Source organism: Streptomyces sp. NPDC005492, assembly GCF_040605995.1.
Taxonomy (GTDB): domain Bacteria; phylum Actinomycetota; class Actinomycetes; order Streptomycetales; family Streptomycetaceae; genus Streptomyces.
Map to the genome: position 1 here is coordinate 338,565 of NZ_JBEXDX010000003.1, position 12,035 is coordinate 350,599.

At 68.7% G+C, this 12,035-nt stretch carries 10 protein-coding genes; 6 read left to right on the forward strand and 4 right to left on the reverse strand.

The window, feature by feature from the left end; translation table 11 throughout:
* Positions 1 to 186 precede the first annotated feature (186 nt).
* The 5 genes from ABZT04_RS06680 to ABZT04_RS06700 all read left to right on the forward strand — a co-directional run bounded on the left by ABZT04_RS06680 (position 187) and on the right by ABZT04_RS06700 (position 4,250).
* Entirely contained in the window at positions 187 to 885 is a 699-nt protein-coding gene (locus tag ABZT04_RS06680; protein ID WP_356053676.1) for a lytic transglycosylase domain-containing protein, read from the forward strand.
* A gap of 137 nt (positions 886 to 1,022) precedes the next feature.
* Positions 1,023 to 2,363: an AI-2E family transporter gene (locus ABZT04_RS06685; RefSeq protein WP_356053678.1), complete on the forward strand. Its 1,341-nt coding sequence runs from the start codon at positions 1,023 to 1,025 to the stop codon at positions 2,361 to 2,363.
* Between the two features lie 177 nt (positions 2,364 to 2,540).
* Positions 2,541 to 3,386: a MarR family transcriptional regulator gene (locus ABZT04_RS06690; RefSeq protein ID WP_356053858.1), complete on the forward strand. Its 846-nt coding sequence runs from the start codon at positions 2,541 to 2,543 to the stop codon at positions 3,384 to 3,386.
* Positions 3,387 to 3,457: 71 nt separating this feature from the next.
* Positions 3,458 to 3,817, forward strand: coding sequence for a roadblock/LC7 domain-containing protein (locus tag ABZT04_RS06695; protein ID WP_356053860.1), 360 nt, complete (start codon positions 3,458 to 3,460; stop codon positions 3,815 to 3,817).
* 4 nt (positions 3,818 to 3,821) lie between these two features.
* Positions 3,822 to 4,250, forward strand: a complete 429-nt coding sequence (locus tag ABZT04_RS06700; protein ID WP_356053680.1) for a hypothetical protein — start codon at positions 3,822 to 3,824, stop codon at positions 4,248 to 4,250.
* Positions 4,251 to 4,281: 31 nt separating this feature from the next.
* Here ABZT04_RS06700 and ABZT04_RS06705 read toward each other — a convergent pair whose 3' ends face one another.
* Genes ABZT04_RS06705 through ABZT04_RS06715 form a run of 3 tightly spaced genes read right to left on the reverse strand, consistent with a single transcriptional unit; the run spans position 4,282 to position 7,831 of the window.
* Complete coding sequence (locus tag ABZT04_RS06705) at positions 4,282 to 6,621, reverse strand: FtsX-like permease family protein (RefSeq protein WP_356053682.1); 2,340 nt, start codon at positions 6,619 to 6,621, stop codon at positions 4,282 to 4,284.
* Positions 6,618 to 7,310, reverse strand: coding sequence for an ABC transporter ATP-binding protein (locus ABZT04_RS06710; protein ID WP_356053684.1), 693 nt, complete (start codon positions 7,308 to 7,310; stop codon positions 6,618 to 6,620). The genes ABZT04_RS06705 and ABZT04_RS06710 overlap by 4 nt, the downstream gene beginning before the upstream one ends.
* Positions 7,307 to 7,831: a PadR family transcriptional regulator gene (locus tag ABZT04_RS06715; RefSeq protein ID WP_356053686.1), complete on the reverse strand. Its 525-nt coding sequence runs from the start codon at positions 7,829 to 7,831 to the stop codon at positions 7,307 to 7,309. The genes ABZT04_RS06710 and ABZT04_RS06715 overlap by 4 nt, the downstream gene beginning before the upstream one ends.
* Positions 7,832 to 8,143: 312 nt before the next feature.
* Here ABZT04_RS06715 and ABZT04_RS06720 point away from each other — a divergent pair, with 312 nt between their 5' ends.
* Positions 8,144 to 10,468: a transglycosylase domain-containing protein gene (locus ABZT04_RS06720; RefSeq protein ID WP_356053688.1), complete on the forward strand. Its 2,325-nt coding sequence runs from the start codon at positions 8,144 to 8,146 to the stop codon at positions 10,466 to 10,468.
* Positions 10,469 to 10,527: 59 nt separating this feature from the next.
* Here ABZT04_RS06720 and ABZT04_RS06725 read toward each other — a convergent pair whose 3' ends face one another.
* Entirely contained in the window at positions 10,528 to 11,985 is a 1,458-nt protein-coding gene (locus ABZT04_RS06725; protein ID WP_356053690.1) for a catalase, read from the reverse strand.
* Positions 11,986 to 12,035: the final 50 nt, after the last annotated feature.

The following is a 12,035-nucleotide window of genomic DNA, read 5'->3' on the forward strand; positions in this document are numbered from 1 at the left end:
ACATAGGCACCACCACCAACTCCACAGCGAAGTCGTATGCCGCCCGCTCTCCACGCGGCGCTCCCCTCGCGGGAGTTGCCCACCGGGCCCGTGCCTCCCGTGACCCCGCAGTTGGGAGGCCAGCGTTCAGGGGCACGATTGCGTCCGCCAGGGTCACCGAAGCGGACGATGCTGGAAGGAAACCGTGTGAGCCGGATTTCGGTCCGGGGATTCGCAGTGGCCTCGGCCACCGCGGTCACCGCCGTCGGAAGCGTCGTAGGCGTTGCCTCGGGCAGCGTCGCTCAGGCGCAGAACAATGACGCCGAGACGACGGCAGCCGACACCACGCTCCTGGCGGACATCCCCACGGGTCAGCAGGCCCAGGTGCAGACCGCCTCCTTGACGCAGCAGGCCGACGCCCAGGCGATCCAGGCCGACGCGAGCGCCAAGAAGGACGCCGAGGAGTCGGCCCGCCTGGCCGCCGCCAAGACCGCGGTCGCCAAGAAGGCCGCCGCCGAGAAGGCGGAGAAGCTGGCCAAGGAGAAGGCGGAGGCGAAGGAAGCGGCCGCGAAGGCGAGCAGCTCCTCGTCGAGCTTCCCCGTCCAGAGCTCCTACACGATCTCGCAGATCCAGTCGATGGCCGCCTCGATGGTGCCCAGCGGCCAGTTCCAGTGCTTCAGCAACATCGTGGACCACGAGTCGAGCTGGAACTACCGCGCGGTCAACGCCTCTTCCGGCGCCTACGGTCTCTTCCAGGCCCTGCCCGGCTCCAAGATGTCGTCCGTCGGCTCCGACTGGCAGACGAACCCGGCCACCCAGATCAAGTGGGGCCTCCAGTACATGAACGGGCGCTACGGCAGCCCCTGTGAGGCCTGGACGTTCTGGCAGGCCAACCACTACTACTAGGCCCCGCCCGAGCACCGGCCGCTCAACCTTTCCGAGCCCCTCCCCGTCCTACGGGGAGGGGCTTCGGCCATGTACGGTCGGACACGGAAAGACTCCAGGGGGGAGTGGTGGGGACGGACGGGGGAAGAGGGCGGATCATGTCGCGCGTACCAGGGTGGCTCGGCCGGCTCGGTGCCGGACTGAGCGAGATGGGGGAGCGGTTGGACGAGCGTCGCGCCGAGGTGGAGAAGGAGCACACCGAGCCCGAACCGCCCGCCGACGCCCCCGCACTCGCCGAACCGGCGCCCGCCCCCGAACCGGTACCCGTCACCATCGCCCGGGACCGCCCCGACCCCGCGCTCGCCGTGCCCTGGGGAGTGCGCGTCGCCGCCGAGGCGGGCTGGCGCCTGCTGATCCTGGCCGGCACGCTCTGGGTGCTGATGCGCGTCATCAGCGCCGTCCAACTGGTAGTCCTCGCCTTCGCCGCCGCCCTGCTCGTCACGGCACTGCTCCAGCCGACCGTGGCCCGCCTGATCCGCTACGGCTTTCCGCGCGGAGTGGCCACCGCGCTCACCGCGATCCTCGGCTTCGTCGTGATCGGGCTGATCGGCTGGTTCGTGACCTGGCAGGTCATGGCGAACATCGACAACCTCTCCGACCAGGTCCAGAACGGCGTCGACGACCTGCGCAACTGGCTGCTCAAGGGCCCGTTCCACGTCACCGAGAAGCAGATCAACCAGATCGCGAAGAACCTCCGCGAGGCCATCGGCGCCAACACCGACCAGATCACGTCGTTCGGCCTGGAGGGCGTCCAGGTCATCGTGGAGGCCCTGACCGGCATCCTGCTGTCGATCTTCTCGACGCTGTTCCTGCTGTACGACGGCCCGCGCATCTGGCAGTGGTCGCTGAAGCTGGTGCCCGCGGCGGCCCGGCCGGCGATGGCGGGCGCGGGCCCGCGCGCCTGGCGCACACTGACGGCCTACGTCCGCGGCACGGTGATAGTCGCCCTGATCGACGCGATCTGCATCGGTATCGGCATCTACTTCCTCGGTGTGCCGATGGCCGTGCCGCTCGCCGTCTTCATCTTCCTGTTCTCGTTCATCCCGCTGGTGGGCGCGGTGGCCTCCGGCGCGCTGGCGGTCGTCGTCGCGCTGGTCACCCAGGGCGTGGTCGTGGCCCTGCTGACGCTGGCCGTCGTCCTCCTCGTGCAGCAGATCGAGGGCCACATCCTCCAGCCGTTCATCCTGGGCCGCGCGGTCCGGGTCCACCCGCTCGCGGTGGTCCTCTCGGTCGCGGCCGGCGGCATGATCGCGGGCATCGGCGGAGCGGTGGTGGCCGTGCCGCTGGTCGCGGTCACCAACACGGTGGTGAGCTACCTGAAGGCCTACTCCCAGGGCACCGAGCCGCCATCGAGGCAGTCGCCCAAGCCCAGGGGCGCTACGGCGTTGTCGTCGACGCCGCCCGAACCCCCACAGCCCGAGCCGCCGGCGCAGTCCTGACCCGCCCCCGTTCGGTCAAATGAGCGTCGGACAAAGGAAATCGAACGGCGGGAGTTCTCAACTTCCGTCAGCCGCAGGCAGGTAGGAAGAACTCGGCCGGAATATGCGCCCGGACTGATACACCTTCACCCCTCAGCGCTACACGTCAGGTGCGTGTACGAAAAGCCTAGGGGCGTGATGGCGGGCATTCGGGATTCCCTCGGCCGGGTCGGTCACGACCTGCTCGCGGCGGCTCTTTCGGCCTGTGGGCGCGAGGAGTTCACCGGGGGACTGCGGGTGTCCGGCAGACCCGGCGGGATCTTCCATCTGCGTGGCGGACTCGTCGTGGCCGTGGAGAGTCCCGGCGCTCCCGGTCCTGAGGCGCTGCTGCTGCGCTCCGGTCGGATCGACGGCGAGCAATGGGCCGACCTGGTAAGCGAGTCGGGCGGCTCGCGCTGGCCGCTGGACGGGCTGATCGCCCACGGGTACGCGGGCGCCGCCCAGTTGCGGATCGTCTGTGTGCTGGCCCTGTACGACGCGGCCTTCGCGGTCGTCGCCGGGGACGTCGAGGACTGCGAACGCGTCCCGGACGCCGAGCCGTTGGCGCCGGTCAGGCTCGGCGAGCCCCCGATCCGGCTGCTCCAGGACGCGACCCGGAAACTCGACGCGCTGGCCGCGCTGCCCCACCCCGTACGCCCCGACCGGGAACGGCCCCGGCCGCCCGCGCACCTCCCCGACGAGGCCGGACTCGGCATCCTGCAACGGGAGTTGCTCACCCACGTCGACGGCCGCCGTACCGCCCGCGATCTCGCCTTCCTTTCCGGGCGCGGGGTCTACCCGGTCACCACCGAGGTCGCCCGGATGCTCGCCGAGGGCCTTCTGGAGTGCGTGGACACCCCCGTGCCGATCCCGGTGCGGCTGCCGCCCGGGGAACTCGCCGTGACCCGTCGTGAACCGGCGCCCGCGACATCGCAGTTCACCGCGCCCACCGCCCTGCCACGCCGGAAAGGGTTCTTCCGGCTCCGGAACGTCACCCCGAAATGAAACACGACGGACGAATTTCGATCAGCCGTAAGGGAGTTGAATACGTGGATCACAAAGCCCTGGCAAGGGAAATGCACGGACTGCGGGAACAGGTGACCGGAATCACCGACACCGCACTCACGGCGGCCGACGGACTGCTCATCGCCGCCGACACCGCCGACTCGATCGACCCGGAGGCCCTCGCCGCCCTCGCCGCGGCCGGCCTCGGTCTCGCCCGGCGCACCGCCGAGGCCACCGACCGAGGCACGCTGCGCCAGACGGTCACCTACGGCAGCCACGGCTGCGCCGCGACCTACGCCGTCGGCGACACCGCGCTGATGGTGGTGCTCGGCGACGAGGGGATGGACGTCGACCGGCTGCATCTCGCGGCCCGGCCGGCGCTGGATCGCATCGAGTCGATCCTCACGGAGAAAGCGTCAGAAGGAGTGTGAAGGGATGGCGACGAAACGTATGACCCCAGGATTCTCCGACCAGGTGATGGGCCTGGTCAAAACCCTCCGCACCGACGCCCCCGACTGTGTGGCCTCGGGTGTGGTCGACATGTCCACCGGCATGCTGCTGTCGTACGAGACCATCGACAACCACCCGCCAGAGGTCCTCGACCTGCTGGCGGGTGCGACCCTCGACCTGTTCCAGGGCCGGACGGTCGTGATGATCGAGGACGTCTTCAAGGAGCGTCGCGGGATCACCAGTGACCACCACTACTTCCAGGAGATCCTCGTCAACAGCGAGAACCTCACCCATCTGTTCGTACGGATGACCGAGCAGCAGGACGTCGTCGCCGTGGTCGTCTGCCGCAAGTCGGTGAACGTGGGCATGCTCTTCGCCCAGGTCCGCCGTGTGGTGCGGGAGTACGGGCTCTGAGACGCCAGCGGGCGGACGGCTGCGGACGGGGCTACTCCGTGCGCAGCCCGTCCGGCCGCATCATCCGCAGCAGCGGTGGCAGGCTCAGCAGCGTCACCGCCAGGACGACGCCCGCGCCGATGCCGGTCATCGCCAGCACACTCGCCCAGTCGATCCGCACCGGTGTGGCACTCATCTTCAGCAGCACCGAGCCCAGCGCCAGCCCCACCGCCGTGGACAGGGCGAGGCCGAGGCCGATCGGGATCGCCGTCTGCCACAGCACCGACAGGCTCAGCGTGCGCCGCCGGGTACCGAAGGCGACCAGCGCCGACAGCAGCTTCTTGCGCTCACGCAACTGCTCCAACTGCGACACCAGCAGACTCGCCCCGATCAGCAGGAGCACACAGGTGGCGCCGACGAACAGACCGGTGCGGATGGACCGGAACTGGTTCGACTCCTGGCTGGCCGTCAGGGTGGACGCGTCCGACAGCGGATCGAGCCGGGCCGCGGTGTTGCGCACCTGGTCGCTCGCGTCCGCCACCGACGGGTCCAGCGAGACGTACACCTTCTGGATCAGGCCCTTCGTCGCGTTCGAGGGCAGCGCGCCGGAGGTGATCAGCAGACCGTCGCGGGCCCAACCGGTCGGATCCTTGCGGGGCGCGGCCGTCTTCAGGCCCGCGGGTACCTTCCAGGACACCGGGTGCGAGACGCTCGTCGACCCGTCGTACCCCGGGTCGAAGTACAAGGTGCTGCCCGCCTTGGCGAGTTTCCTCGTGTCGCCGTCGTACTGGCCGCCGAGGATCTTGAACATGTCGCCGTCCGCGCAGGACGTCAGGCGGGCCACCTCGCGCAGTTCGGCGCAACTGCCCACGGACACCTCCACCTCGGTGTTCGGGTCCTTCGCCCGGTCGCCGAGCGAGGTGAGCGAGATGACCGACGCACCGCGCACACCCTTGGTCCGCGCGAACTGCGCCTTGGCCTCGGACAGTTGGACCCCGTTGTTCACGGAGACCTCCATCTGGGCCCGGCTCACGTCGTTGCCGGTGGGCTTGGTGTAGTCGCCCTCGACCCCGGCGAACAGCATCTGCAGGGCGATCGCACCGGCCACCGCGACCGCGATGCCGTTGACCATGCGAGCGGCCGTACCGCTGCTCAACTGGAGCCTGCGGACGGCGAGTTGCCAGGACACCGAGCCGGAATTCAGCCGGACCACAGTGGCCTCGACGACCCACGGCAGCAGGGCGGTGACGCCGACGAGCAGCAGGACCGTGCCGCCGATCACCAGCCACTGGTTGAAGTTCCCTTGGCCGTCGCCCTTGCCCATCATCGGGTAGAGCATCGCGAGCCCGACCAGCGGCAGCAGCAGCCGCCACCACAGCCGGCGCCGCGGCGGCTTCGCCCTGCGGACCACACCGAGCGGTTCGATGACGACCCCGCGCAGCGCGAACAGCGTCACCAGGACGGCCGCGGCCGGCACGGCGACGGCGACGAGCAGGGCGAGCGCGGGCGACGGGTTGAGGTCGCTGGGGAACACACTGACGTCCCGCACGTCCAGCCCGGTCGCCAACCGCCGTCCCAGCAGGAAGAACCCGGTGCCGAAGACGAGCCCGAGGAGCGCCCCCGCGAGCGCCTCGCCGCCCGCGACCCGGCGCGTCATCCGCCCGTCCGCGCCGACCAGCCGCAGTGCCGCGAGCCGCCGGTCCCGGCGTTCGCCGCCGAAGCGTACGGCCGCGGCGATGAACACGCCGACCGGCAGCAGCAGTACGACGAAGACGATCAGGACCAGCAGGAGCAGTACCGGGTCCAGCTTGTCGGGCTGGCTGTTGGGGGAGGGACCGAAGTAGTCGATCCGCTCGACGGACCCGCCGGACTGGCGCTGGAGGAGGTCCTTCCCGCCCGCGTAGTAGGCGAGTTCGGCGGGCCCGATGAGCCCGGACTGCGCGATGGTGCCGGTCACCCGGTAGGGCAGCCGTTCGCGCAGCAGCTTGCCGGAGTCGGACTTGAGGAGCTTGTCCAGCGCGGGCGAGACGACCATCTCGTCCTGCGCGGGAAACTTGCCGACCCCCGGCGGCAGCGGCGCCTTGGCGCCTTCGGGCTCCAGCAGCCGCCCGCGCACGTCCTTGTCGCGGAACGTAGTGTCCGTGTCGGCGACGACGAGCGTGTTGTCCGCCTTCGGCAGCACCTTCCCGCTGTAGGTGAAGTCCTGCCGGGCGTCGCCGCGTTGGCTGCGTTCGGACAGCGCGTTCGGCAGCGCGGTGGTGAGCAGCAGCAGCGCCACCCCGAGCCCGACACCGACAGCGGTCAGCAGCGCCCGGACCCACCCCTCACGCCCACCGGCGAAGGCGAACCGGATCCCCATGGCCAGATCGGCCGTCCACTGACGCACGTTCATACGGTGCGCTCCATGTCCCTGGACTTGCCGTCCCGTACGACGATCTCGCGGTCCGAGTAGGCGGCCACCCGGGCCTCGTGCGTGACCAGCACGACGGCCGCGTTCGTGGACCGGGCCGCCTCGGTCAGCAGCTCCATCACGCGCTCGCCGTTGAGCGAGTCCAGCGCGCCGGTGGGCTCGTCGGCGAACAGCACCCGGGGGCTGGTGACCAGCGAGCGGGCGACGGCGACGCGCTGCCCCTGACCGCCGGACACCTCGCCGGGCCGCTTCTTCGCGAGGTCGTCGACCTCCAGCCGCTGCATCCAGGTGAGCGCGGCCCGCTCCGCCTCCTTGCGGTGGGTGCCGTTCAGCCGCAGCGGCAGTGCGACGTTCTCGACGCAGGTCAGCTCGGGCACCAACTGGCCGAACTGGAACACGAACCCGAACTCCGAGCGGCGCAGCGCACTGCGCTGGGCGTCGCTCATGGTCGCCATCTCCTGTCCGTCGTAGAGGATCGAGCCCGAGTCGGGCGGCACGATCCCGGCGAGGCAGTGCAGCAGCGTCGACTTCCCGGACCCGGAGGGCCCCATCACGGCGACCACCTCGCCGGGATGGATGGAGAACTCGGCGCCGTCGAGCGCGGTCGTCGGGCCGTAGGCCTTGCGCAGCTCGTGGGCCGCGAGCAGGGAACCAACGGGATGCGTCGTCACTTGGCCACCGCCGCGGCGAGCTTGTCGAGACGCGCCGCGGTGAGCTCGAGCCACCGCAGGTCGGCCTCCAGATGGAAGAGGGCGTGGTCGCAGATCAACTGGTCCGCGAGATCGCCCTTGCGCTTGCGGTCGGTCAGGATCCGCATGCTGCGCAGATGCTCGGAGCGCTGCACGTCGAGGATCTCCGCCGCGTTGCGGTGGGTGAGCAGCGCGAGGACGACCTTGGTGTAGAGGGTCGACTGGAGATACGGCTCGGGCTTCTCCGGCGTCGCGAGCCACTGCTGTACGTCGGTGATACCGGCGTCGGTGATCGCGTACCGCTTGCGCTCGGGACCGCCGCCGGCCTCGATGCCGTCGACCTCGACGAGGCCGTTCTTCAGCAGTCGGGACATCGTCGAGTAGACCTGGCCGTAGTGCAGCGGCCGGTCGTGACCGAACTTCTCGTCGAAGGCCCGCTTGAGGTCGTAGCCGTGGCGCGGGCCGGATTCCAGGAGCCCCAGAAGGGTGTGACCGATGGACATGCGAAGCACAATACACAGGGTGTATACGCCGTGTGTATACGCACTGTGTGTAGATCATGGCCCCGGGTACGGCCCCGCAGGTCGGGGCCGATTGTCACGGTTCTGTCACCGCGTTCCCGGTGTGCGGGCAGCGGGAGATGTGGCTCGTCATGGCAACCTTCGGGCCCTCTCGGACGTCGGTTCCGATGGGACAGGTGCTGATTCTCACGTCCGTAAAAGACAGGATCGGCAGACCTTTGTCACAACTGGCGGTGTTAGCTTTCTGAGCTGACTCGCAGCGACAGCCGATACGGAAGCGGAGCAGACGGACTCATGGGACGAGCGGAAGAGCGACGAGCGCGACAACGCGGTGGCCACCGCGCCGCGCCGAAGACCCGCCGCTCGTCGAGCGCGGCCGGCACGGACGCCACGGACAGCAAGGGCGGCAAGAGCGCCAAGGACGGTAAGAGCTTCATACGCAGGCTCTTCACCTGGAAGAAGATCCTCGGCACGTTCCTCGGCTTCTGTCTGCTCGGCATCGGCGCCTTCATCGTCCTCTACATGATGATCAGCATCCCCGCGGGCAACGCCGACGCGAAGCTCCAGAGCAACGTCTACAAGTACAGCGACGGCTCGGTCCTGACCCGCCAGGGCACTGTCAACCGCGAGAACGTGGACCTCTCTCAGGTCCCGAAGGCCGTCCAGCAGACGTTCGTCGCCGCCGAGAACAAGACCTTCTACAGCGACGCCGGCGTCGACCTCAAGGGCACTGCCCGCGGTCTGCTCAACACGCTGTCGGGCAAGGGCGCGCAGGGCGGCTCGACGATCACCCAGCAGTACGTCAAGAACTACTACCTGACCCAGGACCAGACCGTCACGCGCAAGCTGAAGGAAATGGTCATCTCGCTGAAGCTGGACCGTGAGAAGTCCAAGGACTACATCCTCGCCGGGTACATCAACACCAGTTACTACGGCCGTGGCGCCTACGGCATCCAGGCAGCCGCCCAGGCCTACTACCGGGTCGACGCCAAGGACCTCTCCGTCGAGCAGGGCGCCTATCTCGCCGCGCTCCTCCAGGCGCCGAACCAGTACGACTGGGCCATCGCGAGCGACACCGGCAAGAAGCTGGTGCAGGCGCGCTGGAACTACGTCCTGGACAACATGGTCGGGCAGGACTGGCTGAGCGCCACCAAGCGCGAGGCCATGAAGTTCCCGGTCCCCAAGGCGCCCAAGGCCGAGGCCGGCATGGAGGGTCAGGTCGGCTACATGGTGACGGCGGCCAACGCGGCGCTGGAGAAGCAGTTGATATCCAGTGGTCAGGCCTCCAACACCACGGAGGCCGACGCGCTGGTCCGTGCGGGCGGCTGGACGATCACGCTCAACATCGACAAGAAGAAGCAGGCCCAACTGGAGAAGTCGGTCAAGTCCCAGTTGACCAGCAAGCTCGACGCCAAGAAGCGCAAGGTCGACGGGAACGTCCAGCCGGGCGCGGTGTCCGTGAACCCGAAGACGGGCGCGGTCGTGGCGATGTACGGCGGCGCGGGCTACACGGAGCACTACCAGAACAACGCCACCCGGGCCGACTACCAGCCCGCCTCCACATTCAAGCCGGTGATCCTTGCCGCGGCCCTGGCTGACGAGGCCAAGACCCAGTCCGGCAAGACGATCACGACGAACACGCTCTACGACGGCACCAGCAAGCGCCCGGTCGTGGGCAGTGACATCGCCTTCGCGCCGGAGAACGAGGACGACACGAACTACGGCCAGGTCACCGTCCAGACGGCGATGAACAAGTCGATCAACTCCGTGTTCGCGCAGCTCGGTGTCGACGTCGGCATGGACAAGGTCATGAAGACCGCGGGCGAGCTGGGCATGGACACCGGCGACCTGAAGGCCGTACCGGCGCAGACGCTGGGCACCATGGGCGCGAGCCCGATGGAGATGGCCGGCGTCTACGCCACCTTCGACAACCACGGCAAGAAGGTCACCCCGGCGATCATCAAGTCGGTCGCGCACAACACGCGCACGGTGAAGATGCCGAACCCGATCGGCGCCCAGGTCATCTCTGTCCAGGCCGCGGACACGGTGACCTCGGTGCTGACCGGCGTGGTCGACGACGGTACGGCGAAGGTGTCGGTGGCCGAGAACAGCAAGCGCGACGGGCAGCAGGTCGCGGGCAAGACGGGTACGTCCGACAACAACAAGTCGGCCTGGTTCACCGGCTACACGCCCGATCTGGTCACCTCGGTGGGCCTGTTCGGCGAGAAGAAGGGCGTCGGTACCCAGGTCCCGCTGACCGGCGCGACCGGTCTGATCACCGCGGGCGGCGGCCGTATCAACGGTGGTGGCTACCCGGCGCAGATCTGGGCGACGTACATGTTCGGAGTGACGAAGGCGAACGGCAAGTTCGACCTGGACACCGACCAGGGCGCGGCCGTCCAGCCGACTTACACGCCCTCCCAGACGCCGTCGCAGACGCCGAGCGAGACACCTTCCGAGACACCGTCGGAGACCCCGAGCGAGACGCCGTCGGAGTCGCCCTCGCAGTCGGAGTCGCAGACGCCCTCGCAGACACCGTCGCAGACCCCGACGACCAGCGCGCCATCGACACCGACCGACGACAACTCGGACATTCCCTTCGACCAGCTCGGTCAGTAGGGCGGACAGCGTGAAGGGCGCCCGGCACATCGCCGGGCGCCCCTCCGTCTGCCGTACCGCTAGGCGAAGTTCGCGGCGATCCGGGCGCCCGTCTCCTTGTCGATGTTGTGCCAGTACTGGAGCGCGCGGTCGAGGACCGGGCGGGACACGTCGGCCTTCAGGTGGCCGCTGACGTTGGACACCAGCCGGTCGCGGGCCGCGTCGTCGAAGACCTCGCGGATCATCGTGCCCGGCTGGCCCCAGTCGTCGTCCTCGCGGTGCAACCTCGTTGCCTCGCGGACCAGTTCACCGGCGGTCTGCCAGCTCGCCGGGTCGCCGAACTGCCCGTAGTCGGCCGCGGGGCCGCCGTAGGAGTTCGGGGCGTAGGGGCGGGCCGCGTTGGACGGCACGTAACGCATCGGGCCGTCCTTGGCGTACGAGTTGACCGGGGAGTGCGGCCGGTTCGGCGGCAGTTGGGCGTAGTTGGGGCCGATCCGGTACCGGTGGGTGTCCGGGTACGAGAACAGCCGGCCCAGCAGCATCTTGTCCGGTGAGGGGCCGATGCCCGGGACCAGGTTCGAGGGCTCGAAGGCGGCCTGCTCGATGTGGACGAAGTAGTCCTCCGGGTTCCGGTTCAGGGTCATCCGGCCGACGTCGATCAGCGGGTAGTCCCCGTGCGGCCAGACCTTCGTCAGGTCGAAGGGGTTGAAGCGGTAGTCCGCCGCGTCCTCGAACGGCATGATCTGGACCTTCAGGGTCCAGCTCGGCGCGTTCCCGGACTCGATCGACTCGAAGAGGTCGCGGCGGTGCTTGTCGGCGTCCGACCCGGCCAGCTCGTCGGCCTCGGCCTGGGTGAGGTACTCGATGCCCTGGTCGGTCTTGAAGTGGTACTTCACCCAGAACCGCTCACCGGCGCCGTTGATCCACATATAGGTGTGGGAGCTGTAGCCGTTCATGTGGCGGTACGTCTTCGGGATACCCCGGTCGCCCATCAGCCAGGTCACCTGGTGTGCCGACTCGGGGGAGAGTGTCCAGAAGTCCCACTGCATGTCGTTGCTGCGCAGCCCGGTCACCGGGTGGCGCTTCTGCGAGCGGATGAAGTCCTGGAACTTGATGGTGTCCCGGACGAAGAAGACCGGGGTGTTGTTGCCCACCATGTCGTAATTGCCCTGTTCCGTATAGAACTTGAGGGCGAAGCCGCGCGGGTCGCGCCAGGTGTCGGGCGAGCCCTGCTCACCGGCCACGGTGGAGAACCGGGCCAGCATCTCGGTGCGTTTGCCGGGCTGGAAGAGGTCGGCCCTGGTGAACTGGCTGACGTCGTTGGTGACTTCGAAGAAGCCGTACGCCCCGCTGCCCTTGGCGTGCACCACCCGCTCGGGCACCCGTTCCCGGTTGAACTGGGCCATCTTCTCGATGAGGTAGTGGTCCTGGAGCAGGATCGGGCCGTCGGGTCCGACGGTGAGCGAATGTTCGTCGCTCTCCACCGGAATTCCGACGTTGTTCGTGGTGTACGGAGTGTGCTGGGGTGCCTGCGTCACGAGCGTCCTCCTGTCGAAGAGAGTAGGTCGCTTCCGCTTCGCGTACCCCA